Here is a 25,097-nt window from a genome sequence, read left to right on the forward strand (position 1 = left end):
GTCGATCGAACGACCAGGTCCACCTGCCGTCGTAATCCCGACCGACGGTGGTGGACGGGCACGGCAGAGGAGACGCGGTATGGCGTACGACGACTCGCCTTATCGCCGGCGGAGCGCGGGCGTACCGGAACCGGGCGGCCACAGCGACCCCGGCCATGGCTACTCCGGCGACGCCGGCTACGGCGGCCCGGACAGCTCCGGCGAGCCTGGCAACCGTACCGCCTCCGGCTATCAGACGAGTTCGTTCACCACGGCCGGTGCCTTCACCGACACGGGTGCCGGCGCCACCACCACCACGGACCGGACCCGTGGTGGCGGCAAGCGGTCGGCGGGTCGGCGGTCCGGCCACCGCCGCCCGGCCCCCGGGCTCGACGACGTCTTCGACGATCCGCGGCACGGCGAGCCGGGCCGCGACCGACTCGGTGTGCACGTCGTCTGGGAGACGGTCCTGCTGGCCGTCGTCGGTGGGCTCGGCTACCTGCTCTACCAGGAGGATCCGACGGTCACCGGGGCGGCGGCCCGCGACCCGCTGCTGGTCTACGCCACCGGGCTCGGCCTGCTCGTACTGGCCGCCGGGGTGAGCCTGCGCGCCGGGGCACCGAATCTCGCCATCGGGCCGGTGGCCATCGCGGCCGCGCTGCACTTCGCCGAGAACGGTGACAACGGCGTGCTGCCGGTGCTGGTCACCGCCGGCATCTGGGCGGTGGTGCTCGGCGTGCTCACCGCCGTGCTGGTGACCGGCCTGCAGATGCCCGGCTGGGCCGGCAGTCTCGTCGCCGCCTGCGTCGCGGTCGTGTTCATCCAGCAACGTGCCGCGCCGGTCGACCTGCAGGGCGCCTTCGACCCGACCGGCCAGGCGTTGTTCCTGTTCGGTGGGTTCGTGGCGGTGGCCGTACTCGGCGGGATCCTCGGCACCGTCAAACCGGTGCGCCGGGGCGTCGGGCGGTTCCGTCCGGTCGCCGACCCAGCGGCGCGGCGCGGCACCACCGCCGCCCTGGTCACCAGCGGGGCGCTCGTGGTCTCGATGGGCCTCGCGGTCGGCGGCGGGGTGCTGCTGGCCGCGGTCGGCGGCGGGCCGGTCAGCCCGTCGGTCGGGCTGGAGTGGAGCGCGCTCGCGATCGGTGCCGCGCTGCTCGGCGGCACCAGCGCCTTCGGTCGTCGCGGCGGGATCTTCGGCGCCGTGTTCGCGGTGGTCGGCCTGACCATCTTCATCCGGTACGCCGATCTTCGCCAGCTGGACATCGCGTTGTACGCCACCGCTGCCGTCACCCTGGCGGTCGGCCTCGTGGTGACCCGGCTGGTGGAGACCTTCGGGCGGCCCCGCGTCCGGCAGGAGGCCGAAGACGACGAACCGCCGCCGCCTGCGGAGGAGGAGGACGAGTGGGTCGAGCCACAGCCGCAGTCCTGGACGCCGGCCGTCACCCAGGACTCCTGGTCGGCGACGCTGCCGGCGCAGCCGGCCCGGGCCCGGGAACGCTGGGACACCGGAAACCACTGGGGATGAGCCTGGCCGGCGCGGCTGTGGCCGACCCGCTGCCGGGCCGCCCGGGCCCGCCACGGTCGGGTTAGGCTCGGCGCATGACCGAATCGCCGGCCCCGGGGCGCGCTGTGCCGACCTTCGCCGAACTCGACGTGCTCTCCACCGAGCAGCTGCGGGAACGGGCCTTCGACCTGGCCCGCGAGCGCAAGGACCTCGGCTTCTTCTGGTCGATCACCAAGCGGTTGTCGCGGGCCGACGACGCCAGCGAGCTGGACGGCGCACCGAACTCGATCGGCCCGACCGTCGACGACGCGGTGGCGATGTGGCGGGAGTTCACCGGCCACGAGTACGGCGAGTCCGAGCCGCTGCTGCGAGCGGCGTTCATCGACTACCTGTTGCACGACGGTCACCGCGACTGAGCGGTGCCGTGCCGCCACCGCGCCCTGTGGCCGGTAGCGTCAGCCGGCGTCCAGCAGCCGGCGGCGGCTGACCACGCCGACCGGATGCCCTGCGACGTCGACGACCCGCCCGTGCTCGGTCCCGTCGGCGAGCAGTCGGGCCAGCGCGTCGTAGCGGGAGACGCCCAACGTCAGGGTGGGCAGCCCGGCCGGGTCCGGTAGGTCCGCCTCCGGCTCCAGCAGGTCCCGGTCGACCGGGGTGACCGCGAGGCGGCGGATCGCCCGGTCCGCGCCGACGAACTCCCGGACGAACCCGGTGGCCGGCTGACCGAGCAGGGTGGTCGGGTCGGCGTACTGCTCCAGGTGGCCGCCCTCGGACAGCACGGCGATCCGGTCGCCGAGCCGGACCGCCTCGTCGAGGTCGTGGGTGACCAGCACGATCGTCTTTCGGACCTCGGCCTGCAGCCGCAGGAACTCCTCCTGCAGCCGGCCACGCACGATCGGGTCGACGGCGGAGAAGGGTTCGTCCATCAGCAGGACGACCGGGTCGGCGGCGAGGGCGCGGGCCACGCCGACCCGTTGGCGCTGTCCGCCGGACAACTCGTGCGGGTACCGCTTCGCGTACCGGCTCGGCTCCAGACCGACCAGGTCGAGCAGTTCGTCGGCGCGGCGGCGGATCTGGTCGCGGGGCCAGCCGAGCAGCCGGGGCACGGTGGCGACGTTGGCCCGGATCGTCTGGTGCGGGAAGAGTCCGACGTGCTGGATGACGTAGCCGATCCGGCGGCGCAACCGCACCGGGTCGACCCCGGTGACGTCCTCGTCGCCGAGCAGGATCCGACCGCTGGTCGGCTCGATCAGCCGGTTGATCATGCGCAGGACGGTCGACTTGCCGCAGCCCGACGGCCCGATCAGCACCACCAGTTCGCCGGCGGGGATGCGCAGCGACAGGTCGCGTACGGCGCGGGTGCCGTCCGGGAACTGTTTGCCGATGCCGGTCAACGTGATCGCCGCCGCGCCACCGGCGTCCCGCGCGGTACCGTCCACCTGTGTCCTTCCACCTGCTCGACGACCGGGCTGATCCGGGGAATCCGTGGTTCTCCGGCCAGTACGTGCGGGACAACTGGTCGACGATCGTCGCCGCGTTCGCCGAGCACGTCACCCTGACCGTACAGGCGGTGGTGGTCGCGGCGCTGATAGCGGTGCCGCTGGCGGTGCTGGCGTACTGGTTCCGGCCGTTGACCGGCCCGATCCTGGCGCTCACCGGGGTGCTCTACACCATCCCGTCGCTGGCCCTGCTGGCCTTCCTGGCCCCGTACGTGGGAGCGACCAATCCGGCGTCGGTGCTGATCGCCCTGGTCCTGTACGCGCTGCTGCTGGTGGTGCGCAACTGCCTGGCCGGGCTGACCCAGGTGCCGGCGGAGACGATCGAGGCGGCCGACGGCATGGGGTACGGCCGGTTCGTCCGGCTGTTGCGCATCGAGCTGCCGCTGGCCCTGCCGAGCATCCTGACCGGGGTGCGGTTGGCGACGGTCTCCACCGTCGCGCTGGTCACCGTGGGGTCGTTGATCGGCTACGGCGGTCTCGGTGACCTGATCTTCAGCGGTTTCCGGAACAACTTCTACAAGGCACAGATCCTCACCGGGACCCTGCTGAGTGTGGCGTTGGCGCTGGCGCTCGACCTGCTGCTGGCGGTCGCCGGCCGGCTGCTGACGCCGTGGACCGCCCGGCGGGCCGTCCGGTGAGCCGTCGGTACGCGGCGGCGAACCCCGTCGAGCAGGCGATGGTCTGGCTCAACGATCCGCTCAACTGGACAAATCCGGGTGGGGTGCTCGACCGGCTGGGCGAGCACCTGGTGATCTCGGCGGCGGCGGTGGCGATCGGGGCCCTGGTGGCCTGGCCGCTCGGTCTGTGGCTCGGCCACACCGGACGCGGTGGCGCCCTGGTGGTCCTGGTGTCGAACATCACGTTGGCGGTGCCGACGATCGCGCTGCTGTCCATTCTGCCGTTGACGTTCCTGGGCTTCGGCAAGCCGCCGGTGATCCTGGCCCTGGCGGTGTTCGCGGTGCCGCCGCTGCTGGCCAACGCGTACACCGGGCTGCGTCAGGTCGACCCGCAGGTGCGCGAGGCGGCCCGGGGGATGGGCCTGTCGGGCTGGCAGGTGCTGCGCCGGGTCGAGCTGCCGCTCGCGGTGCCGTACCTGGCGGCCGGGTTCCGGACCGCCGCGGTGCAGGTGGTGGCGACGGCGGCGCTGGCGGCGTTCGTCAATGGCGGGGGCCTGGGCCAGATCATCAGTGCCGGGTTCGGGTTGGGCATCTCGGTCGGCGGCGGCCAGATCCTGGCCGGCGGCCTGCTGGTCGCGTCGCTCGCGCTGGTCACCGAAGCGGTGCTGGCGGTGGCCGAGCGGATGCTCACACCACGGCCGCTGCGGCGCGGCCGGCGGCGGGCCGACGAACAGGCCAGTGCGGTGGGAGCGGCCTGACGCGTCCTGTGACGATCCGATGACAACCGATCTTCAGCGCTTGTCGGACCCGGCTGTGAGGATGTTCGGTAGGAATCGGATGACGGCACCGGCACCGGCCGGTCGCGTTCACGGGCACACGGGAGGCGGGCAGTCATGCTGGTACGGACACGGGTCGCGCTGGGCGCGGTGAGCGCGGTCGCGGCGGCGGGGTTTCTCGCCGGCTGCGGCGAGGCCGGGTCGTCCGGCACCGACGCGCCGCAGGCGGGGGCGTCCGGTGCCGGCTGCGCGCCGGTCGCCGGCGATCAGCTGGTGGTCCTCGAGGACGACCAGAACCTGCAGAACACCGACAACATCGTGCCGGCGGTCAACGCGGACGCGGCCCAGCCGGAGCTGATCGCGGCGTTGGACAAGGTCTCGGCCGCGCTCGACACCGAGCAGCTGATTCAGCTGAACCGGGCGGTCGACGTCGACCGCCAGACGCCGCAGGCCGCGGCCGAGGAGTTCGCCGCCGCCGAGGGCCTGACCGACGGTATCGAGACCGGACCGGGCGGTGAGCTGACCGTGGGCGCGGCCAACTTCAGCGAGAGCGAGATCCTGGGCGAGCTGTACCGGATCGTGTTGACGGCCGCGGGCTACGAGGTGACCGTGCAGCAGATCGGCAACCGTGAGCTGTACGAGCCGGCGTTGGAGACCGGCGAGATCCAGGTGGTTCCGGAGTACGCCGCCACCCTGGCCGACTTCCTCAACAGCAAGGTCGAGGGCGAGAACGCCCCGGCGATCTCGTCGACGGACCTGACCGAGACGATGGCCGGGCTGCGCCAGGTCGGCGAGCAGGTCGGCATCGTCTTCGGGGAGCCGTCGGCGGCGCAGAACCAGAACGCCTTCGCGGTGACCAGTGCGTTCGCCGAGGAGTACGGGGTGCGGACGCTTTCCGAACTGGCCGAGAAATGCTCCGGTACGGCGACCGTGCTGGGCGGTCCGCCGGAGTGTCCGCAGCGGCCGAAGTGCCAGCAGGGGTTGATCGAGGTGTACGACTTCCGGGCCGGTGAGTTCAGTTCTCTCGACGCCGGTGGGCCGCAGACCAAGACGGCGTTGACCACCGGCGAGATCAGCGTGGGTCTGGTGTTCTCCTCGGACGGCGCGTTGGCCGCCGGCTAGTTTTCCGGTGGCGTCCGTACGGATGCCACCACTGGCTGTCGTCGGGCCTGTCCACTCGGCCGGTCAGCGGTACCCGTTCCGTTGATCTGCAGATGTGGGTAGGCTCGACAGCCATGTCCGCTCCCGAGGCCGAAGAGGAGCCGCGCCGTACGGTTCCACTCAAGTGGCTTACCTGGGGTGGCTTGGGGTTGGCGCCTCTAGCTGCGGTTTTGTTGCTGCTTGGCGATGGTGACGGGTCATTACGGCTCGCGATGGTGATCGCTATCGCGTCGGTCGTCCTGATCGGATTGTCAATCACTTTGCGTGGCGGCATCGAAACTATGCGCACCGACATGGAAGATGCGCTGGTCGAGGAGATGGACGTGCTCCGTGAGGACGTCCGTAATGACATTTCCACGGCGGTACGTGCCACCCATCGCGCGTTCGGCGAAAAGATGCAGGCGATGCAGGACAACGTCGAGGCACTGCGTGGCCAGGTGGATGCGGTCCGTGGCGAAGTGGTACGCAGCGAGGCGGTCCGCGTCGAGTCCGCCCGAGCCGAGGCGGTCCGGGCGGAGGCCACCGTCCGCGACGTACCGGGCCGGGGCCGGGACGCCTCGGGCGGTGACCGGGGCCGGTCGGCCCGTCCCGACGACGAGGTCGGGTACGACCGCTTCGACCCGACCGCCCCGGCATCGGCGGTGCCGGCGGCCGCTCCCGCCTCCGGCCCGGTCGACTACGGCGGGCGCAACGGCGCGACCAGCTACGACGGTCGCAACGGCGCCGACGGCCACGACGGCCAGTACGGCGCGGGTCAGTACGGGTCCGGACCGTACGGGTCCGGTCCGACCGGTGGCCGCGCCTCGGTACCGGCGGTGACCGGAACCGTGCTGCCCCGTCAGCCGGTGGCCAACGGGTTGGCCCGGCAGATCGAGCCGGCCCCGGTGAGCAGCCGGCGGACGGCGGCCGAGGAGCCGGGCGGCACCGTGTACGGCGGCACCCGGTACGGCAGCCGCAACGGTGAGTCGATCGACGGGGAATGGTCGGCCAGTTCGCCACGCGGTCGACGCTCCGCCGAGGCCGACGAGCAGTCGTGGTCCGATCGACGGCCGCGTGGCCAGGCCGACGACCGGTGGTCCTGGAACGGTGACCGCGACGACAGCTCCGAGCAGCGGTACGGCGACCGGGCCGAGGACCGGTGGGACGCCGGGCGGGCCGACGGCTACGGCACCGGCTCGCCGGCGCAGCGGTGGTCGACCGGCCGGGGCGAGGACGGCTACGCCGATCGGGCGGCCGGTGCCGGCCGGGCCGACCGGTACGCCGAGGACCGGGCCGACCGCTACCCCGACGACCGGTTCGACGGGTCGGGTGGCCGCTTCGACGGCCCCGACCCGAGGGGCGCGCGGGACGCCTCCCGGTTCGACGCGCCCGTGTCGGGTGCCCGGTCGCCGGACGAACCGCCATGGCGCGACGCCCGCTGGGACCAGCGGGCGCCCGACGTGGCGGACAGCCCTGGTCCGCGCCGTGCCGCGCTGCCGGCGCTACCGGCCGGCAGCAGCGCCGAGGTCACGCCCTGGTCGTCCGGCGTACGGGAGGTGGCCGACGCCGAACCGGTGCGCCGCAGCCGTCGCTACCGTGACGACGACGAACCTGGTCGTCGCTACCGCGACGACGATGAGTCCGGCCGGCGCTACCGGGCCGACGACCTCGACGGTGGCCGCTACCGGGCCGACGACCTCGACGGTGGCCGCTACCGGGCCGACGACCTCGACGGTGGCCGATACCGGGCCGACGAACCGGGCGGGCGCTACCGCGCCGACAGCGGCCGGGACTTCCGTGGCGAGCCCGACGGCGGCCGGCGCTACCGGGCCGACGAGTTCGACGGCGGCCGGTACCGCGACGACGGCGACGCCGGTCGCCGCTACCGGGACGACACCGGCCGGGACCTGCACGACGATGCGGGGCGCGGCTACCGGGACGACGGCGGGCGCGGCTACCGCGACGACGGCTACGCCGACGACGGGCGGGGCCGCTACGGCGACGACGGGCGGGGCCGCTACCGGGACGACTACGAGTACTCCGAGGACCGTCGACGGCGCTAGCCCGACCTCACTTGTCGATGTCACCGACCACGAAGAACATCGACCCGAGGATCGCCACCAGATCCGGCACCAGGCTGCCCGGGATCAGCGTCGCCAACGCCTGCACGTTGGCGTACGAGGCGGTCCGCAGCTTGAGCCGCCACGGCGTCTTTTCGCCCCGGGACACCAGGTAGTAGCCGTTGACGCCGAGCGGGTTCTCGGTCCAGGCGTACGTGTGCCCCTCGGGTGCCTTGACCACCTTGGGCAGCCGGACGTTCACCGGCCCGGTCAGCTGGTCGACCCGGTCCAGGCAGCGGCGGGCCAGATCGAGGGAGACGTACACCTGGTCGAGCAGGACCTCGAACCGGGCATGGCAGTCGCCGGTGCGCCGGGTGACGACCGGGACGTCGAGCTCACCGTAGGCGAGGTACGGCTCGTCGCGGCGCAGGTCAAGGTCGAGCCCGCTGGCCCTTGCCACCGGGCCGGACGCGCCGAACGCGGCGGCGGTGGCGGCGTCGAGCACCCCGACGCCGACCGTACGGGCGAGGAAGATCTCGTTGCGCCGGATCAGCCGGTCCAGGTCGGGCATCCGCGCCTCGACCTGGCCGATGGCCTCCCGGGCCCGGCGGGTCCAGCCGGCCGGCACCTCCTCCTTGAGGCCGCCGACCCGGTTGAACATGTAGTGCATCCGCCCGCCGGAGACCTCCTCCATGACGGTCTGCAGGGTCTCCCGCTCCCGGAACGAGTAGAACACCGGAGTGAGCGCCCCGATCTCCAGTGGATACGAGCCGAGGAACATCAGGTGGTTCAGCACCCGGTTCAGCTCGGCCAGCGCGGTCCGCAGCCAGACGGCCCGTTCCGGCACCTCGATGCCCATCAGCCGCTCGACGGCGAGCACCACGCCGAGTTCGTTGCCGAATGCCGACAACCAGTCGTGCCGGTTCGCCAGCATGATGATCTGGCGGTAGTCGCGCACCTCGAACAGCTTCTCGGCACCCCGGTGCATGTAGCCGACGATCGGCTCACAGGAGACCACCCGCTCGCCGTCGAGGACCAGCTTGAGGCGGAGTACGCCGTGTGTGGACGGATGCTGCGGGCCGATGTTGAGCACCATGTCGGCGGTGTCCAGCCCGGCACCCGTGCCGACGGTGACCTGACGGAGCCCGGCTGCCGGGTCGGCCACGGGCAGCGAACCGGTCTCGGTGTCCATGCCGGTCATCGTGCCATGTCGTCCCCGCCCTCGTCGGCCAGCAGCGCGGCGGCCGCGTCGGTGGCCGGCGGCGGCCCGTCCACGTCGGCCGGCAGCGAACCGTCCTCGGCGGTCAGGCCGACGGGTTGCAGCAGCCACCAGTGCGCGCCCAGGCCGTACGGGTCGGTCAGTTCGGCGGCGGTGCCGGCGGCGGACAGCGCGGCGAGGTAGCCGCGCGGGTCGCTGCCGGCCAGGGTCAGCGGCGGCCGGGCACCGGACACGCCCAGCGTCCGCAGGACGTCGCGTTGACGGCGCAGCAGATGACCGGCGCCACCGGCGGCGACGGTGCCGGCGGCGGCCACCGCGTCGATCGCCACGTGGGCGGTGATGTCGCAGGAGCCGTCGGGTATCGGGGCCACGGTCCGACCGGACCGGTAACCGGTCAGCGTGCTGGCGGTGGGGCGTTCGGCGTACCGGTGGCCGTAGTCGACGGCGACCGCGACGCCCCGCCGCAGCGTCCGGACGGCCTCGGCCCAGGCCTCGTCGCGGGCCCGGCCGAGGTCGGCCCGGCCGTCGTCGGGCAGCGCCGGCCACCACCGGGCCAGCCAGGCGGCGTCGGCGTCGGTGAGCGGGTCGCCGGGCCGCTCGGCACCGGTGACCGGGTCGACCAGGCCGTACCGCACCGCGCCGTCGACCCGCACGGCCAGATCCAGCGGTACGTTGTCCAGCCATTCGGTGGCGACGAGCAGCCCGACGACCCCGGTCGGGAAGGTGGCCTGCCAGCCGATGTCGGTGGCCAGCCCGGCGGGTCGGTCGGCGTGGTCGACGCCGATCAGCCGGAGCCGTCCGGCGAGCGGCCGCCGGTCGCCCGGTGCGGGGCGACCCCGGTCCCGCCCTGGCCGATCCCCGTCCGGCCGTGGTCCGGTCAGTTCGTGGACGGCGGCGAGCAGTTCGCCGCCCCCGGCACCGACGTCGACCAGGTCGAGCGGGTCGGGGTGGCCGAGCAGCCGGTCGACCCGGGTCAGCAGCCGCAGCACCGCCGTGGCGAACGGCACCCCGCTCTGGGCGCTGGTCCGGAAGTGCGCCGCCGGCACCGGCGGGTCCCCGGCCCGGTAGAAGCCCTGCGGACCGTAGAGCGCCCGGGTCATGGCGGCCCGCCAGGTCAGCACCCGGCCAACCCTAGTCGACGGGGGTGAAGGTTTTCACACACCATGTTTCGGCCGTGTGGCGGCGGCGCATACTGGGCATCGACCGGTACCCCCGTTTCGAGGACTGGATCACGTTATGAGCGCATTGGCGCGCCCGGCAGCGGACGTCTCCGCCGACCGGGACATCGGCCCCGCCGTCGGGGTCATCGGCGCCGGACGGGTCGGCGTGGTGCTCGCCGCCGCCCTCGCCGCCGCCGGCTACCGGATCACCGCCGTCTCCGGTGACAGCCCGACCAGCCGACAACGGACCGCCCGGATGCTGCCCGGTGTGCCGCGTCGGCCGGTCCCCGCTGTGCCGGCCACCGCCGACCTGCTGATCCTGAGCGTGCCCGACGACACCCTGCCCGGCCTGGTGGCCGAGCTCACCGCCCGGCAGGTGCTGCGAACCGGTCAGGTGGTGGCGCACACCTCGGGCGCGTACGGGCTCGGGGTGCTCGCGCCGGTGGAGCGTGCCGGGGCCGTCGGGCTGGCACTGCACCCGGCGATGACCTTCACCGGGCAGCCGGAGGATCTCGACCGGTTGCCCGGCATCAGCTACGGCGTCACCGCGCCGGCATCGCTGCGGGCCCTGGCGCAGCGGCTCGTCGCCGATCTCGGCGGCAGCGTCGAGTGGGTCGACGAGGCCGACCGTCCGCTGTACCACGCCGCGTTGGCACACGGTGCCAATCACCTGGTCACCCTGGTCAACGAGGCCGCCGACCGGCTGCGCGACGCCGGGGTCGGTGACCCGGCGAAAGTGCTGGCGCCGCTGCTGCGGGCGGCCCTGGACAACGCGCTCGCGCAGGGCGACGCGGCGCTGACCGGGCCGGTGTCGCGCGGCGACGCCGGCACCGTCGCGCGGCACGTCGACCGGCTGGCCGGGACCGCGCCGGAGAGTCTGCCGAGCTACCTGGCGCTGGCCCGGCGGACCGCCGACCGGGCGATCGCCGCCGGCCGGCTGTCGGCCGGCGACGCCGTACCGCTGCTCGACGTGCTGGCCGGCCGGGACACCGCCGCCGCGGCGCGTCGGGAGTGGGCGCGGTGAGTGCGTCGGGAGTGGGCGCGGTGAGTGCGTCGACGACGGCCGGCCTGCAGGTCGCCTGGACCCGTGCCGAGCTGGCCGCCGTGCGTTCCGGCTGGACCGGATCGGTGGCCGTGGTGATGACGATGGGGGCGCTGCACGACGGGCACGCCGCCCTGCTGCAGGCGGCCGTGGCCCGGGCCGACCACGTCATCGTGACGATCTTCGTCAACCCGCTGCAGTTCGGCCCGACCGAGGATTTCGACCGCTATCCGCGCACCATCGACGACGACCTGGAGATCTGCCGGAAGGCCGGGGTCGGGCTGGTGTTCGCGCCGGGCCGGGCCGAGATCTACCCGGACGGCGAGCCGATGGTCCGGGTGAATCCCGGACCGGTCGGCGAGACGTTGGAGGGGGCGAGCCGGCCCGGCTTCTTCCACGGCGTACTCACCGTGGTGCTCAAGCTGCTCCAGCTGACCCGCCCCGATCTGGCCTTCTTCGGCGAGAAGGACTACCAGCAGCTGACTCTGGTCCGGCGGATGGTGCGGGACCTGGACCTTCCGGTGGAGATCGTCGGGGTGCCGACCGTCCGGGAGACCGACGGGCTGGCCCGGTCGAGCCGTAACCGGTACCTGTCCCCGTCGCAACGGCAGACGGCGCTGGGGCTGGCCGTGGCGTTGCGGGCCGGGGCGGCAGCGGCCGACGCCGGAGGTGACGCCGCCGAGGTGGTGGCTGCCGGCCGGGCCGCCTTCGACCAGCACACCGCCGGTGCCGCCGAGCTGGACTACCTGGTGTTGACCGACCCCGACCTGGCCCCGCCGGTGGCCGGCCCGGCCCGGCTGCTGATCGCGGCCCGGGTCGGTGCGACCCGGTTGATCGACAACTCGCCGGTGGACCTGAGCGGCCCCCGACCCGACCTGCAGTCCGGCCCGCGATCGGAAGGACCCTGATGCTGCGCACCATGCTCAAGTCGAAGATCCACCGGGCCACGGTGACCCAGGCCGACCTGCACTACGTCGGCTCGGTAACCGTCGACGCCGATCTGCTCGACGCGGCGGACCTGCTCCCCGGTGAGCAGGTCGCCATCGTGGACGTGACGAACGGGGCGCGGCTGGAGACGTACGTCATCGAAGGTGCCCGGGGCAGCGGCGTGATCGGCATCAACGGTGCCGCCGCCCACCTGGTGCACCCCGGCGACCTGGTCATCCTGATCGCGTACGGGCAGTTCACCGACGAGCAGGCGCGGGCCTTCAGCCCCCGGGTGGTACACGTCGACGCCGCCAACCGGGTGATCCAGTTGGACGCGGACCCGGCCGGCGCTCCGGTCGGCCTGGTCGGCGACCCGGTACGCGGTGATCGGGCCGTCGGCTGGCCGGCGGTTGCCGCCACGCCGTAGCGTGGGACGTCACCGCCGTACCGTGCTGTCCCACCGTCACCGGTCGGTGACCGGAAGCTCACGTATGCTCGGCGGTCCGTACTACTGCCTGCCAGCCAGTGCCCGTGGGAGGGACACGATGCGTCGATGGACCGCCGCCGTAGCGGTCGGCGGAGCGCTCGCGCTCGGCCTGACCGGTTGTGGTCTGCCTGCCGGGGTGGACGGGAAGCTGACCAACAGTTGGCAGCCGATCCCCGAGCCGACCCCGTTCGTGCCCCCGGCGGAGGTCTGCCACTCGGGTGACTTCGCCGAGACCGCCTACCTGTCGTCGTACAGCCCGGTGGACTGCACCGCGCCGCACCGGACCGAGACGGTGCACGTCGGCGCGTTCGGCGCGGCGGTGGCCGAGGCGGCCGAGCCGCCCGCCCAGGGGTCGGCGGAGATCCGTGGCGCGTACGCCGAGTGCGACACCAAGGCCAGCGAGTACGTCGGCGGTGACTGGCGCTCCGGCCGGCTGTGGATCGGGGTCGCGGTGCCCTCGCCGGCGGCCTGGGAGGGCGGCGCCCGGTGGTTCCGCTGTGACATGACGGAGCTGACCAACGTCGAGGACAACGGCGGTACGGCCAGCCGTACCGCGAGTCTGCGCGACGCGCTCGCCGAGCCGTCCCCGCTGCACCTGACCTGTTACGCGGTGCGCAACGACAGCAACGGCGCGATCGACACGATGCCGGCGGAGCAGTGCGACAAGCCGCACAACGCGGAGTTCGCCGGGGTGTGGCAGGCGCCGGACATTCCGTTTCCCACCCAGGACCGGGACTGGGCCCAGTTCCACGCCGAGTGCCGCAAGATCATCGGCCGGTACGCCGGGGTGCCGCTCGACGACAACCTGCAGTTCCGTACGGGTGTGATCTCGCTGCCGGGTGGCGCGACCGAGTGGGCGGCCGGCAACCGGGGGGTCCGCTGCTACCTGTGGCTCAACGAGCGCAACGTCAGCCGTTCGCTCAAGGGTGCCGGGACCGACGGACTGCCGATCCAGTACGAGTAGGCGTCGGTGCGGGTGCACCGGCCCACATCCGGTCGCCCCGGCGCACCAGGTCGTCGTCAGGCGGGGTTGACTGACTCCATGCTCGTGCCTACCCCGGAACTGCCCGCCCTGCCGGGCCGGCTCGCCGCGCCGCAGCCCGGTTGGGCGGAGACCACCGACGTGGTGGTCGTCGGCTCCGGGATCGCCGGTCTGACCGCCGCGCTCTACCTGCGGGAAGCCGGCCTGCACGTCACCGTCGTGACCAAGGTCAACATCGACGACGGCTCCACCCGCTGGGCGCAGGGCGGGATCGCCGCCGTGCTGGACCCGCTGGACACTCCGGCCGCGCACGCCCAGGACACCGAGGTCGCCGGCGTCGGCCTCTGCGACCGGGACGCGGTCCGGACCCTGGTGGAGGAGGGGCCGGCCCGGATCCGTGAGCTGATCCGGGTCGGTGCGGAGTTCGACCGCGACGCCGCCGGCATGCTGCTGCTCACCCGGGAGGGCGGGCACCGGGCGAACCGCATCGTGCACGCTGGCGGCGACGCCACCGGTGCCGAGGTGCAGCGGGCGCTGCACGCGGCGGTCCGCCGGGACCCGTGGATCCGCCTGGTGGAGCACGCCCTGGTGGTCGACCTGCTGCGGGCGGCCCCGGAGCGCGCCGGGGCACCGGGCGCGGCCTGTGGGGTCACCCTGCACGTGCTCGGCGAGGGCTCCCCGGACGGGGTCGGGGCGATCCTGGCCCGGGCCGTGGTGCTGGCCACCGGCGGGATGGGGCAGATCTTCGCCACCACCACCAACCCGGCGGTCTCCACCGGCGACGGGGTGGCTCTCGCACTGCGGGCCGGCGCGGTCGTGGCCGATCTGGAGTTCGTCCAGTTCCATCCCACCGCACTGGCGGTGCCCGGCGGGGCCGGTGGCAGCGGACAGCAGCCGCTGGTCTCCGAGGCGCTGCGCGGCGAGGGCGCCCACCTGGTCGACCCGGACGGCAAACGGTTCATGCTCGGCCAGCACGAACTCGCCGAGCTGGCCCCCCGGGACGTGGTCGCCAAGGGCATCCACCGGGTGATGGTGGCCAACGACAGCGACCACGTCCATCTGGACGCCCGGCATCTGGGCGCCGAGTTCCTGGACCGGCGCTTTCCGACCATCGTCGCCTCCTGCCGGGCCGCCGGCATCGAGCCGGCGCAGGCGTTGATCCCGGTCGCGCCGGCCGCGCACTACGCCTCCGGCGGCGTCCGTACCGACCTGCACGGCCGGACCAGCATCCCCGGCCTGTACGCCTGTGGCGAGGTGGCCTGCACGGGGGTGCACGGCGCCAACCGGTTGGCCAGCAACTCGCTGCTGGAAGGGCTGGTGTTCGCCCGGCGGATCGCCCGGGACATCGCCCGTCAGCTGCCCGCCCAGCGGGATCCGGCCGGGTCTGGGGCCGACCCCGGTGCCGGTTCCGGGTGGGTCGTGGCGGCGACCGCCCGGCAGCCGTTGCAGCGGGCGATGAGCCGGGGCGCCGGGGTACTGCGGTCGGCGGCCACCCTCGACGGCGCGGCGACCGCGCTGCGCGCCGCGGCCGCCGTACCGGGTGTGCCCGGCACCGCCGACTGGGAGACGACTAATCTGGTCACCGTCGCCACCGCGCTGGTGGCGGCGGCGTACGCCCGGCAGGAGACCCGGGGTTGTCACTGGCGTGACGACTTCCCCGATGCCGACGAGGACTGGCTGGGACATCTGGTGAGCGGTCTCGGCTCCGCCGGAGCGCCCACCCTGACCTGGGAGCCGTCATGCGCAGCGAGCTGACCGCCGGGCCGGTCGACGGCGACCTCGACCCCGTCGTGGTCGAGCGGGTGGTGGCGACCGCGCTCGCCGAGGATCTCGGTCCGGCCGGGTTGGACGTGACCACGGCCGCGACGATCGACGCCGACCAGATGGGCACCGCCGAGCTGGTGGCCCGGGCCGACGGGGTGGTGGCCGGGCTGGCGCTGGTCGCCGCCGTGTTCGACGCGGTGCCGTCGCCCGGTACGCCGGTCGAGGTGCGGTTGCACTGCCGCGACGGTGACCGGGTGCCGGTCGGTACGGTGCTGGCCTCGGTGACCGGGCCGGTCCGGACCCTGCTGACCGGGGAACGGACCGCGTTGAACCTGATCAGCCGGCTGTCCGGGATCGCCACCCACACCCGCGCCTGGGCCGACGCGCTGGCCGGTTCGACGGCGACCGTGCTCGACACCCGCAAGACCACCCCGGGGCTGCGGGCGTTGGAGAAGTACGCGGTGCGCGTCGGCGGCGGCGGCAACAAGCGGATGGGCCTGTTCGACGTGGCGATGGTCAAGGACAACCACAAGCTGGCTGCCGGCGGGGTGGGGGCGGCGTACCGTCGGGTCCGCGCGGCGTTCCCGCAGGTGCCGGTCGAGGTCGAGGTGACGACGCTGGCCGAGGCGGTGGAGGCGGTGGCGGCCGGGGCGACGTTCCTGCTCTGCGACAACATGCCACCGGAGCTGCTGCGGGAGGTGGTGGCCGCCGTCGGCGACCGTGCCGAGTTGGAGGCGACCGGGGGGTTGACGCTGGCCAACGCGGCGCGGTACGCGGCGACCGGGGTGGACTACCTGTCGGTGGGGGCGCTCACCCACTCTTCGCCGATCATGGACATCGCCCTGGACCTGCGGCCGGCCGCCGACGGGCCGTCGCGCTGACTGGCCGGGAGGACGACATGCTGCTCTGCATCGACATCGGCAACACCAACACGGTGCTGGCCACCTTCGCCGGCGACAAGCTGGTCCACTCGTGGCGGATCAAGACCGACGCCCGGTCCACCGCCGACGAGCTGGGCCTGATGTTCCGTGGGCTGCTCGCCGGGGACGCGGTGGAGATAACCGGGGTGGCGGCCTGCTCGACGGTGCCGGCGGCGCTGCGGTCGCTGCGGTCGATGCTGGCCCGCTACTACGGGGACATCCCGAGCGTGATCGTGGAGCCGGGGGTGAAGACCGGCGTGCAGCTGGCGATCGACAACCCCAAGGAGGTGGGCGCGGACCGGGTGGTGAACACGCTCGCCGCGCATTGCCTGTACGGCGGTCCGTCGATCGTCGTCGACTTCGGCACCACCACGAACTTCGACGTGATCAGTGCCCGGGGGGAGTTTCTCGGCGGCGCGTTCGCGCCGGGTATCGAGATCTCGTTCGACGCGTTGGCGGCCAGGGCCGCGCAGCTGCGTAAGGTCGAACCGACCCGGCCCCGGTCGGTGATCGGCAAGAACACGGTGGAGTGCCTGCAGTCGGGCATGTACTTCGGTTTCGCCGGTCAGGTGGATCGCATCGTGGAGCGGATGTCGGAAGAGTTGGGGCAGCTCAGCGCGGTCATTGCCACTGGCGGGCTGGCGCCGGTGGTGATCGGCGAGTGCCGGACGATCACCCACCACGAGCCCATGATCACCCTGATCGGCCTGCGGATGGTGTTCGAGCGCAACACCTGATCCGTCCCGGCGCTTGTCGACTGCCGGCTCCGCGCCCGCTTGAGTACGCTCGTGGCCGGACGGCCGCCCCGAGCTGCCCGTCGTTGTCCGTACCCCCTGCTTTTTGAGGATGCCCACCGTGACCGAGCACGTGACCGAGCCCGACGATTTCGCCGAGGATCTGCCGGAGCAGATGCGGGTGCGCCGGGAGAAGCGGGACCGGCTGCTGGCCCGGGGCATCGCGCCGTACCCGGTGGGATATCCCCGGACGGCGACGCTGGCGCAGGTACGCGAGCGCTTCGGTGACCTGCCGACCGACACCGCGACCGGCGAGCAGGCTGCGGTGACCGGCCGGGTGATCTTCGTACGGAACAGCGGCAAGCTCTGCTTCGCGACGTTGCGTGACGGCGACGGCACCGAGTTGCAGGTGATGCTGTCCCGGGACCGGGTCGGTGCGGAGCCGCTGGAGGACTGGAAGCGGCTGGTCGACCTGGGTGACCACGTCGGGGTCACCGGTGAGGTGATCACCAGTCGGCGGGGTGAGCTGTCGGTGCTCGCCGACTCCTGGCAGATCACCGCCAAGGCGCTGCGTCCGCTGCCGGTGGCGCACAAGCCGTTGAGCGAGGAGTCGCGGGTCCGGCAGCGGTACGTCGATCTGATCATGCGTCCGGAGGCGCGGCGGACCGTGGCCACCCGGGCGACCACCTTGCGTACGCTGCGTGACTCTTTCCATGCTCGCGGGTACGTCGAGGTGGAGACGCCGATGCTGCAGCTGTTGCACGGTGGCGCGGCGGCCCGGCCGTTCGTCACGCACAGCAATGCCCTGGATGCTGATCTGTATCTGCGAATCGCCCCGGAGCTTTTCCTCAAGCGCTGCGTGATCGGCGGCATCGACCGGGTGTTCGAGATCAACCGGAACTTCCGCAATGAAGGGATCGACTCGTCCCACTCGCCGGAGTTCGCGATGCTGGAGACTTACGAAGCGTACGGGGACTACGACACCATGGCGCGGCTGACCCGGGAGTTGGTACAGGAGTGCGCTGCCGCAGTCAGTGGGTCACATGTGGTGACGCACGCCGACGGGTCGGAGTTCGACCTGGGTGGTGAGTGGCGGACCGTCACACTGTACGGAGTGTTGTCGGAGGCTCTCGGTGAGGAAGTCACCGTGCGAACCGACCGTACGCAGTTGCTGCGTTACGCCGAGAAGTTCGACGTCAGCGTCGACCCGAAGTGGGGTCCGGGCAAGCTGGCGGAGGAACTCTTCGAAGAATTGGTCGTGCCGCATCTGCGCAAGCCGACGTTCGTGCGGGACTACCCGGTGGAGACCAGCCCGCTGACCCGGGAGCACCGCAGCGAGCCGGGGCTGGCCGAGAAGTGGGACCTCTACGTGCGCGGGGTGGAGCTGGCCACGGCCTACAGCGAGCTGGTCGACCCGGTGGTGCAGCGGGATCGGCTGGTGGCACAGGCCCGGCTGGCCGCCGGGGGAGACCCGGAGGCGATGCGCCTCGACGAGGACTTCCTACGGGCCATGGAGTACGGAATGCCGCCGGCCGGGGGCATGGGAATGGGAATCGACCGCTTGCTCATGGCCCTGACCGGCCTGGGTATTCGCGAAACCATCCTCTTCCCGCTGGTCCGTCCGGAGTAGTTCCGGCAAGTTTTCTGGGGGAGTTTGCGCGTCCTATTGACGGCTGGCGCATCTTTCGGGCTATTGTGCTCTTGATTGCGGGAGAACGTGCTCGGAAGGACAACGGCCTGTGGCCAAGCAGATCATTCACAAGCTGGTCGACGATCTGGACGGCGGCGACGCCGACGAGACCGTCAAGTTCGCCCTCGACGGCGTCCAGTACGAGATCGACCTCTCGGAGAAGAACGCGGACAAATTGCGGCAGGTGTTCGCTCCGTACGTGGCTGCAGGCACCAAGATCGGCCGCGGTGGCGTGGTCGTGGGTGGTCGGGCCGCGCGGGGTCGTGGCGGTGCTGCTGCCGACCGTGAGCAGAACCGGGCGATCCGTGCCTGGGCGAAGAAGGAAGGCAAGGAGATCTCCGACCGCGGGCGCATCCCGCAGGAGATCGTGGACGAGTACCACGCCAAAGCCGGTCGCTGATCGTCCCAGGCGTACCGGTGCTGGCCGGCCCGGCCGGACCAGTCAGGTGCAGTGACACGAGGTACGGATGGTGACATCCGTACCTCGTGTCGTTTTTGGGGGTTTCTGGGTTTTTGGGCGCTCACTGCCTGCGGCCCTGGACTCACCCGGCGCACCGAGGGTCGCCGGAGGTTTTCCACAGGCTGTGCACCAGTTGTCCACAGGCCTGTGGACAACTGGCTGGCCCGGCCCGGTACGGACGGCGCGGCCGACTGCGCCGACGCCGCGCCGAACCTGCGGATCGACCGGATTTCGCTCACCGCGTAGCGCCGGAGCCTCGGGGAACAGCCGGCGAGGCGGCACAGTTGGGTTAAACGTTGCGGATCGCCCCTGCTCCGGCCAGACACGGCAGGAGCGGAGTCGGTCCACGGCGATAGAGTGATGGCACGAGCTTCCACCTGGAGGCTCGTGCGCTGGCCCCGCCACGATCAATGGCGCACGGCACGTGAGGAGCACGAGGGCATGTTCGAGCGGTTCACCGACCGAGCGCGACGGGTTGTCGTCCTGGCTCAGGAAGAAGCCCGGATGCTCAACCACAACTACATCGGCACGGAGCACATCCTGCTCGGCCTCATCCACGAGGGTGAGGGCGTGGCGGCGAAGGCCCTGGAGAGCCTGGGCATCTCGCTGGAAGGTGTGCGTCAACAGGTCGAGGAGATCATCGGCCAGGGCCAGCAGGCACCGAGCGGGCACATCCCGTTCACGCCGCGGGCCAAGAAGGTTCTGGAGCTGTCGTTGCGCGAGGCGCTGCAGCTCGGCCACAACTACATCGGCACCGAGCACATCCTGCTCGGCCTGATCCGCGAGGGTGAGGGCGTCGCCGCCCAGGTCCTGGTCAAGCTCGGCGCCGACCTCAACCGGGTGCGCCAGCAGGTCATCCAGCTGCTCTCCGGCTACCAGGGCAAGGAGCCGGCGGCCGCCGGCGCCGCGGCGGGCGAGGCGGCCCCGTCGACCAGCCTGGTGCTGGACCAGTTCGGCCGCAACCTGACCCAGGCGGCCCGCGAGGGCAAGCTCGACCCGGTCATCGGCCGGGAGAAGGAAATCGAGCGGGTCATGCAGGTGCTGTCCCGCCGCACCAAGAACAACCCGGTGCTGATCGGCGAGCCCGGCGTCGGCAAGACGGCCGTGGTGGAGGGCCTGTCCCAGAAGATCATCAAGGGCGAGGTGCCCGAGACGCTGAAGGACAAGCAGCTCTACACCCTCGACCTCGGTGCGCTGGTCGCTGGCTCCCGCTACCGCGGTGACTTCGAGGAGCGCCTGAAGAAGGTGCTCAAGGAGATCCGCACCCGGGGCGACATCATCCTGTTCATCGACGAGATCCACACCCTGGTCGGCGCGGGCGCGGCCGAGGGCGCGATCGACGCGGCGAGCATCCTCAAGCCGATGCTGGCCCGTGGCGAGCTGCAGACCATCGGCGCGACCACCCTCGACGAGTACCGCAAGCACCTGGAGAAGGACGCCGCGCTCGAGCGCCGGTTCCAGCCGATCCAGGTCGGCGAGCCGTCGCTGGCGCACACCATCGAGATCCTCAAGGGTCTGCGGGACCGCTACGAGGCGCACCACCGGGTGAGCATCACCGACGGGGCCCTGGTCGCCGCCGCCACCCTGGCCGACCGGTACATCTCCGACCGGTTCCTGCCGGACAAGGCGATCGACCTGATCGACGAGGCCGGTGCCCGGATGCGGATCCGCCGGATGACCGCGCCGCCGGACCTGCGCGACTTCGACGAGCGGATCGCCCAGGTGCGTCGCGACAAGGAGTCCGCGATCGACGCGCAGGACTTCGAGCGGGCCGCGCAGCTGCGCGACAAGGAGAAGCAGCTGCTCGGGCAGAAGGCGCAGCGGGAGAAGGAGTGGAAGGCGGGCGACCTCGACGTCGTCAGCGAGGTCGACGACGAGCAGATCGCCGAGGTCCTCGGCAACTGGACCGGTATCCCGGTCTACAAGCTGACCGAGGAGGAGACCTCCCGGCTGCTGCGCATGGAGGACGAGCTGCACAAGCGGGTCGTCGGCCAGTCCGACGCGGTCAAGGCGGTCTCGAAGGCGATCCGGCGCACCCGGGCCGGCCTGAAGGACCCGAAGCGCCCGTCCGGCTCGTTCATCTTCGCCGGCCCCTCCGGCGTCGGTAAGACCGAGCTGTCCAAGGCGCTGGCCGAGTTCCTGTTCGGCAGCGAGGACGCCCTGATCCAGCTGGACATGTCCGAGTTCCACGACCGGTACACGGTCTCCCGGCTGGTCGGTGCCCCGCCCGGATACGTCGGCTACGACGAGGGCGGCCAGCTGACCGAGAAGGTCCGGCGTCGGCCGTTCTCGGTGGTCCTCTTCGACGAGATCGAGAAGGCCCACCCGGACGTGTTCAACACGTTGCTGCAGATCCTGGAGGATGGTCGGCTCACCGACGGTCAGGGTCGGATCGTCGACTTCAAGAACACCGTGATCATCCTGACCACGAACCTGGGCACCAGGGACGTGGCCAAGGCGGTGTCGCTGGGCTTCCAGGCGTCGGAGGACAACGACTCCAACTACGACCGGATGAAGCAGAAGGTCAACGACGAGCTCAAGCAGCACTTCCGGCCGGAGTTCCTCAACCGGATCGACGACACCATCGTGTTCCACCAGCTGAACCGCACCGAGATCCTGTCGATCGTGGACATCATGATCGCCCGGATCGAGACCCAGCTGCGGAACAAGGACATGAGCATGGAGCTCACCGACAACGCCAAGAAGTACCTGGCGAAGAAGGGCTTCGACCCGGTGCTGGGTGCCCGGCCGCTGCGCCGCACCATCCAGCGCGACATCGAGGACAACCTGTCGGAGCGGATCCTGTTCAACGAGCTCAAGGCGGGTCAGATCGTGGTCGTCGACTGCGACGGCGACCCTGAGGACATCGACAAGTCCAAGCTGGTGTTCCGGGGGGCGGAACGGCCGGTCACCGTACCGGACGCGGTGCCCGCCGACCTCGGCGGCACGGCCGCCGCCGGTGCCGACGAGTAACCAGCACCCGCACCATCTGTTCGTGAGGCGTCGCCGGGCCACCGGCGGCGCCTCACGGCGTCGCGGGGGTGCTGCTGCGCCGCAGGGCGTCACGGGGTGCTGCTGCGCCTCACGGCGTCAGGGGGTGCTGCTGCGCCGCAAGGGCTCGTGGGGTGCTGCTGCGCCGCACGGGGTCGCGGCGTCCGGCCCGGTTCAGCCCTGACCGGCCAGGGCGTACCCGGTCGGCGGGGCGTCGTCGTGGCCGACCGGCTCCACCAGGCCGTCCTCGATCAGGCTGGCCAACGCCCGGCGGCGCTGCAGATCGTCGGCCCAGACCGTGTCCAGCCGCTGCTGCGGCACCGGGCCGGTCGCCTCCCGCAGCACCGCCAGCAGCAGCCCACGTACCTGCCGGTCGGTGCCGGCGTACTGCTGGGGTCGTCGGCTCGGGCCGACCAGCGGCGGGCTGCCCGCCGCCCGCCAGGCGCATCGTCGGGCCATCGGGCAGCCGCCGCAACGGGGCGTACGGGCCACGCAGACCACCGCACCCAGCTCCATGAAGGCGGCGCTGGCCCGGGCCGCCCGAGCCGGCTCCACCGGCAGCAGCGCCGCCGTGGCCACCAGGTCCGCCGGCCGAGTGGCCGGACCCGCGTCGGCGGCACCGTCGATCGCCCGGGCCACCAACCGCCGTACGTTCGTGTCGACCACCGGATGGCGCTGCCCGTACGCGAACGCGGCGACCGCCCGCGCCGTGTACATGCCGACCCCGGGCAGCGCGAGCAGTTCGTCCAGGTCGGTCGGCACCGCGCCACCGTGCCGGGTGACCAGCTCGACGGCGCATTCGTGCAGCCGCAACGCCCGGCGTGGATAGCCGAGCCGGTTCCACATCCGGATCGCCTCGGCCGGTGGGTCGGCCGCCAACGCCGCCGGCTCCGGCCACCGGTCCAGCCAGGCCCGCCAGGCCGGCAACACCCGGACCACCGGTGTCTGCTGCAGCATCACCTCGCTGACCAGGATCGCCCATGCGCCGATCCCCGGCTCACGCCACGGCAGGTCCCGGGCGTTGCGGTCGTACCATTCGATGGCGGCATCAGCGAAGCTCACGTCACGCATAGCGTGGACGATCCTGCCAGGCCGCGCGGACGCCCCGTCATCCGGTCGGGCAGACTGCTCAGGTGGAGTCGACCGGAAGTGAGGGCCCGACAGGCATGAACGAAATCGCGATCACCGTGATCGGCCGCGACCGGCCGGGGATCGTCGCGGACGTCGCCGAGGCGTTGGCGGGTCTCGGCGCGAACCTGACCGACTCCACGATGACCCGGCTGCGCGGCCACTTCGCGATGACCCTGGTCTGCACCGGTCCGGCCGGGTCCGACGTCGACGCGGCGCTGCGCGGGCTGACCGCAGACGACCAGCTGCTGGCCACCGTACGGCCGGTCCCGGCCGACAACCAGCTGCCGTCGGCCGGGGAGCCGTATCTGGTCAGTGTGCACGGAGCCGACCGGCTGGGCATCGTCGCGGCGGTGACCCGGGTGGTCGCCGAGGCGGGCGGCAACGTCACCGACCTGACCACCCGGCTGACCGGTCCGCTCTACGTACTGGTCGCCGAGGTCGAACTGCCGGTCGGTACAGCGCCCGAGGTGGGTCGGCGGCTGGCGGAGACCGGGCGGGAGCTCGACGTCGAGGTGACCCTGCGACCGGTCGATTCGGACGTGCTGTGAGCACCGTCAGCCGTACGCTCGCCGACTGGACCGAGGCGGCGCTGGGCGTACCGGGACAGGTGGTCCCGGTGGTCACCGCGCCTGATCCGACGCTCAGTCGACCCGGTGAGCCGGTCGATCCGTGCGCGGCCGAGGTGGTGCGGCTCGCCGCCGACCTGGTCGCCACCATGCGGGTGTCGCCGGGCTGTGTCGGCCTGGCCGCGCCGCAGATCGGCGTCGGTGCGCAGGTCTTCGCCGTCGACGTGACCGGGCATCCGAAGACCGTCACCGGACACGGCACGTTCGTGCTGTGCAACGCGCGGCTGGTCGAGGCGACCCGGTGGCGACCCGGCCGGGAGGGCTGCATGTCCGTTCCCGACCTCACCGGTGACGTCAAGCGGGCCAGCCGGGTGGTGGTCGAGGCGCAACTGCCCGGCACCGGCGAACCGGTCCGCCTGGTCACCGACGGGTTCGAGGCCCGTGCCCTGCAGCACGAGATCGACCACTGTGCCGGCCTGCTCTTTCTGGACCGGGTGGCCGGCGCGCACGCGGTCTTCGCGCGTAAGACATATCTCTGACGGACCCGCCCGGGGCGTCGGCGCGTCGCGTGCCGGCCGACCCGGACTTGCCGATACGGTGTGCCATCATGCGACTGACGGTTGGCCCGCTGCCATCCGCCATCTACTGGCGGCGTCGTGCCGTCGTGCTCGGCGCAGTGTTGATGCTGTTGTTCATCGTGGTCTACTCCTGCAGCGGCTCCAACCGGTCCGGTGTGGGTGGCGGCCCGACGCCGACGCCGACGCCGTCGGGCGAGATCCTCACCCCGACGACCGGCTCGCCGCCGGCCGACGACTCCGGTGACGACGGAACCTCCGGTGGCGGCACCGGCGACGCCGGCGGTACGGGCGACGGCGGCACCGGTGACGGTGGCCCGGCTGCCGGTGGTGCGACCGGCGGCCAGCCGCCAGCCGCCGGTGGCGGGGATCCGGGTGTGCCACCGGCTCCGGTCGGTCCGTCCTCCGGCACCTGCACCGACGACGAGCTGCTGCTGGCCGCCTCCGCGTCCCCGGCGAGTGCCCAACGTGGCGTGACCCTGGCGCTGCGCCTGCGGGTGCAGAACGCCGGCAGCCGTACCTGCGACCGGGACGTGGGTGCCGACCCGCAGGAGCTCTACCTCAAGCGCGGTGCCGAGCTGATCTGGTCGTCGGACACCTGCGGCACGGCGCGCGGCACCGACGTGCAGACGTTCGGGCCGGGGACGGCCCGCGACTACCAGGTCAGCTGGAACGGTCGGGCGGCCAGCACCTGCGCCAACGACGTCGCCGCCGGTGACCACCTCGCCGCTGGCGAGTACCAGCTGTTCGCCCGGCTGGGCAGCAAGGTGAGCGAGCCGTTCGTCGTGACCATCACCAACTGACAGCCGTCGGCCCGGCACGGCGACGCCAACTGTCGCCGGCCAGGGCGCGCCGAGCTGCGCTGCGGCTCAGC

At 72.2% G+C, this 25,097-nt stretch carries 22 protein-coding genes and 1 pseudogene; 19 read left to right on the forward strand and 4 right to left on the reverse strand.

What is annotated here, in order from left to right; genetic code table 11:
- Window positions 1–79 precede the first annotated feature (79 nt).
- The gene (locus tag O7623_RS23360) at window positions 80–1,504 is read left to right on the forward strand and encodes an ABC transporter permease (protein WP_282225143.1); all 1,425 of its coding nucleotides are present in this window, start codon (window positions 80–82) and stop codon (window positions 1,502–1,504) included.
- A 74-nt stretch (window positions 1,505–1,578) separates the two neighbouring features.
- The gene (locus O7623_RS23365; protein WP_282225144.1) at window positions 1,579–1,899 is read left to right on the forward strand and encodes a hypothetical protein; all 321 of its coding nucleotides are present in this window, start codon (window positions 1,579–1,581) and stop codon (window positions 1,897–1,899) included.
- Window positions 1,900–1,938: 39 nt separating this feature from the next.
- Here the strand turns inward: O7623_RS23365 and O7623_RS23370 are convergent, their stop codons facing one another.
- A complete protein-coding gene (locus tag O7623_RS23370; RefSeq protein ID WP_282225145.1) occupies window positions 1,939–2,922 on the reverse strand; it encodes an ABC transporter ATP-binding protein in 984 nt (327 codons plus the stop codon).
- A 2-nt stretch (window positions 2,923–2,924) separates the two neighbouring features.
- Between O7623_RS23370 and O7623_RS23375 the strand changes: the two genes are divergently transcribed.
- The 4 genes and pseudogenes from O7623_RS23375 to O7623_RS23390 all read left to right on the forward strand — a co-directional run bounded on the left by O7623_RS23375 (window position 2,925) and on the right by O7623_RS23390 (window position 7,578).
- Window positions 2,925–3,620 carry an ABC transporter permease gene (locus O7623_RS23375; protein ID WP_282225146.1) on the forward strand — a complete coding sequence of 232 codons (696 nt, stop codon included), beginning with the start codon at window positions 2,925–2,927 and terminating at the stop codon, window positions 3,618–3,620.
- A 38-nt stretch (window positions 3,621–3,658) separates the two neighbouring features.
- A complete protein-coding gene (locus O7623_RS23380) occupies window positions 3,659–4,357 on the forward strand; it encodes an ABC transporter permease (protein WP_282229520.1) in 699 nt (232 codons plus the stop codon).
- A 117-nt stretch (window positions 4,358–4,474) separates the two neighbouring features.
- Window positions 4,475–5,497: pseudogene (locus O7623_RS23385) on the forward strand (glycine betaine ABC transporter substrate-binding protein); the annotation flags it as partial.
- A 320-nt stretch (window positions 5,498–5,817) separates the two neighbouring features.
- Window positions 5,818–7,578: a hypothetical protein gene (locus tag O7623_RS23390; RefSeq protein ID WP_282225148.1), complete on the forward strand. Its 1,761-nt coding sequence runs from the start codon at window positions 5,818–5,820 to the stop codon at window positions 7,576–7,578.
- A gap of 7 nt (window positions 7,579–7,585) precedes the next feature.
- Here O7623_RS23390 and O7623_RS23395 read toward each other — a convergent pair whose 3' ends face one another.
- A complete protein-coding gene (locus O7623_RS23395; RefSeq protein WP_282225149.1) occupies window positions 7,586–8,767 on the reverse strand; it encodes an NADH-quinone oxidoreductase subunit D in 1,182 nt (393 codons plus the stop codon).
- Between the two features lie 5 nt (window positions 8,768–8,772).
- Window positions 8,773–9,894 carry an SAM-dependent methyltransferase gene (locus tag O7623_RS23400; protein WP_282229521.1) on the reverse strand — a complete coding sequence of 374 codons (1,122 nt, stop codon included), beginning with the start codon at window positions 9,892–9,894 and terminating at the stop codon, window positions 8,773–8,775.
- Between the two features lie 136 nt (window positions 9,895–10,030).
- On the opposite strand from O7623_RS23400, the gene O7623_RS23405 reads away from it, so the two are divergent.
- The 10 genes from O7623_RS23405 (at window position 10,031) to O7623_RS23450 (ending at window position 21,933) form a co-directional block, all read left to right on the forward strand.
- Window positions 10,031–10,978 (forward strand): Rossmann-like and DUF2520 domain-containing protein, encoded by a 948-nt coding sequence (locus O7623_RS23405; RefSeq protein ID WP_282225150.1) that lies wholly within the window; start codon window positions 10,031–10,033, stop codon window positions 10,976–10,978.
- Window positions 10,979–10,998: 20 nt separating this feature from the next.
- Entirely contained in the window at window positions 10,999–11,904 is a 906-nt protein-coding gene (panC, locus tag O7623_RS23410; RefSeq protein WP_282225151.1) for a pantoate--beta-alanine ligase, read from the forward strand.
- The gene (gene panD / locus O7623_RS23415) at window positions 11,904–12,350 is read left to right on the forward strand and encodes an aspartate 1-decarboxylase (RefSeq protein ID WP_282225152.1); all 447 of its coding nucleotides are present in this window, start codon (window positions 11,904–11,906) and stop codon (window positions 12,348–12,350) included. Before panC ends, panD begins: the two co-directional genes overlap by 1 nt.
- 118 nt (window positions 12,351–12,468) lie before the next feature.
- Window positions 12,469–13,374: a septum formation family protein gene (locus O7623_RS23420; RefSeq protein ID WP_282225153.1), complete on the forward strand. Its 906-nt coding sequence runs from the start codon at window positions 12,469–12,471 to the stop codon at window positions 13,372–13,374.
- Window positions 13,375–13,452: 78 nt separating this feature from the next.
- Entirely contained in the window at window positions 13,453–15,147 is a 1,695-nt protein-coding gene (locus O7623_RS23425) for an L-aspartate oxidase (protein WP_282225154.1), read from the forward strand.
- Window positions 15,132–16,037, forward strand: coding sequence for a carboxylating nicotinate-nucleotide diphosphorylase (nadC, locus tag O7623_RS23430; protein WP_282225155.1), 906 nt, complete (start codon window positions 15,132–15,134; stop codon window positions 16,035–16,037). The genes O7623_RS23425 and nadC overlap by 16 nt, the downstream gene beginning before the upstream one ends.
- A gap of 17 nt (window positions 16,038–16,054) precedes the next feature.
- On the forward strand, window positions 16,055–16,813 hold the full coding sequence (locus O7623_RS23435; RefSeq protein WP_282225156.1) for a type III pantothenate kinase: 759 nt from the start codon (window positions 16,055–16,057) through the stop codon (window positions 16,811–16,813).
- Window positions 16,814–16,985: 172 nt separating this feature from the next.
- A complete protein-coding gene (gene lysS / locus O7623_RS23440) occupies window positions 16,986–18,440 on the forward strand; it encodes a lysine--tRNA ligase (protein ID WP_282229522.1) in 1,455 nt (484 codons plus the stop codon).
- A gap of 109 nt (window positions 18,441–18,549) precedes the next feature.
- Window positions 18,550–18,900, forward strand: coding sequence for an Lsr2 family protein (locus O7623_RS23445; protein WP_123603817.1), 351 nt, complete (start codon window positions 18,550–18,552; stop codon window positions 18,898–18,900).
- A gap of 501 nt (window positions 18,901–19,401) precedes the next feature.
- Window positions 19,402–21,933, forward strand: a complete 2,532-nt coding sequence (locus tag O7623_RS23450) for an ATP-dependent Clp protease ATP-binding subunit (protein ID WP_282225157.1) — start codon at window positions 19,402–19,404, stop codon at window positions 21,931–21,933.
- Window positions 21,934–22,125: 192 nt separating this feature from the next.
- Here the strand turns inward: O7623_RS23450 and O7623_RS23455 are convergent, their stop codons facing one another.
- A complete protein-coding gene (locus O7623_RS23455; RefSeq protein WP_282225158.1) occupies window positions 22,126–23,022 on the reverse strand; it encodes an A/G-specific adenine glycosylase in 897 nt (298 codons plus the stop codon).
- Window positions 23,023–23,117: 95 nt separating this feature from the next.
- On the opposite strand from O7623_RS23455, the gene O7623_RS23460 reads away from it, so the two are divergent.
- From O7623_RS23460 to O7623_RS23470, 3 genes are all read left to right on the forward strand, one after another.
- Window positions 23,118–23,630: an ACT domain-containing protein gene (locus tag O7623_RS23460; RefSeq protein ID WP_282225159.1), complete on the forward strand. Its 513-nt coding sequence runs from the start codon at window positions 23,118–23,120 to the stop codon at window positions 23,628–23,630.
- Entirely contained in the window at window positions 23,627–24,187 is a 561-nt protein-coding gene (locus tag O7623_RS23465; protein WP_282225160.1) for a peptide deformylase, read from the forward strand. Before O7623_RS23460 ends, O7623_RS23465 begins: the two co-directional genes overlap by 4 nt.
- A gap of 68 nt (window positions 24,188–24,255) precedes the next feature.
- Window positions 24,256–25,026: a hypothetical protein gene (locus O7623_RS23470; RefSeq protein ID WP_282225161.1), complete on the forward strand. Its 771-nt coding sequence runs from the start codon at window positions 24,256–24,258 to the stop codon at window positions 25,024–25,026.
- Window positions 25,027–25,097: the final 71 nt, after the last annotated feature.

Origin of the sequence: Solwaraspora sp. WMMD791, from assembly GCF_029581195.1 — a bacterium.
In the GTDB taxonomy this organism is placed as follows: domain Bacteria; phylum Actinomycetota; class Actinomycetes; order Mycobacteriales; family Micromonosporaceae; genus Micromonospora_E.

Bases quoted from the DNA above. Each gene is read 5' to 3' on its own strand.
- O7623_RS23470 (WP_282225161.1), top strand. From the start codon at position 24,256: ATGCGACTGACGGTTGGCCCGCTGCCATCCGCCATCTACTGGCGGCGT.
- O7623_RS23425 (WP_282225154.1), top strand. From the start codon at position 13,453: ATGCTCGTGCCTACCCCGGAACTGCCCGCCCTGCCGGGCCGGCTCGCC.
- O7623_RS23365 (WP_282225144.1), top strand. From the start codon at position 1,579: ATGACCGAATCGCCGGCCCCGGGGCGCGCTGTGCCGACCTTCGCCGAA.
- panD (WP_282225152.1), top strand. From the start codon at position 11,904: ATGCTGCGCACCATGCTCAAGTCGAAGATCCACCGGGCCACGGTGACC.
- O7623_RS23360 (WP_282225143.1), top strand. From the start codon at position 80: ATGGCGTACGACGACTCGCCTTATCGCCGGCGGAGCGCGGGCGTACCG.
- O7623_RS23420 (WP_282225153.1), top strand. From the start codon at position 12,469: ATGCGTCGATGGACCGCCGCCGTAGCGGTCGGCGGAGCGCTCGCGCTC.
- lysS (WP_282229522.1), top strand. From the start codon at position 16,986: ATGCGGGTGCGCCGGGAGAAGCGGGACCGGCTGCTGGCCCGGGGCATC.
- O7623_RS23380 (WP_282229520.1), top strand. From the start codon at position 3,659: ATGGTCTGGCTCAACGATCCGCTCAACTGGACAAATCCGGGTGGGGTG.
- O7623_RS23390 (WP_282225148.1), top strand. From the start codon at position 5,818: ATGCGCACCGACATGGAAGATGCGCTGGTCGAGGAGATGGACGTGCTC.
- O7623_RS23405 (WP_282225150.1), top strand. From the start codon at position 10,031: ATGAGCGCATTGGCGCGCCCGGCAGCGGACGTCTCCGCCGACCGGGAC.
- O7623_RS23455 (WP_282225158.1), bottom strand. From the start codon at position 23,022: ATGCGTGACGTGAGCTTCGCTGATGCCGCCATCGAATGGTACGACCGC.
- O7623_RS23450 (WP_282225157.1), top strand. From the start codon at position 19,402: ATGTTCGAGCGGTTCACCGACCGAGCGCGACGGGTTGTCGTCCTGGCT.
- nadC (WP_282225155.1), top strand. From the start codon at position 15,132: ATGCGCAGCGAGCTGACCGCCGGGCCGGTCGACGGCGACCTCGACCCC.
- O7623_RS23395 (WP_282225149.1), bottom strand. From the start codon at position 8,767: ATGGACACCGAGACCGGTTCGCTGCCCGTGGCCGACCCGGCAGCCGGG.
- O7623_RS23435 (WP_282225156.1), top strand. From the start codon at position 16,055: ATGCTGCTCTGCATCGACATCGGCAACACCAACACGGTGCTGGCCACC.
- O7623_RS23460 (WP_282225159.1), top strand. From the start codon at position 23,118: ATGAACGAAATCGCGATCACCGTGATCGGCCGCGACCGGCCGGGGATC.
- O7623_RS23400 (WP_282229521.1), bottom strand. From the start codon at position 9,894: ATGACCCGGGCGCTCTACGGTCCGCAGGGCTTCTACCGGGCCGGGGAC.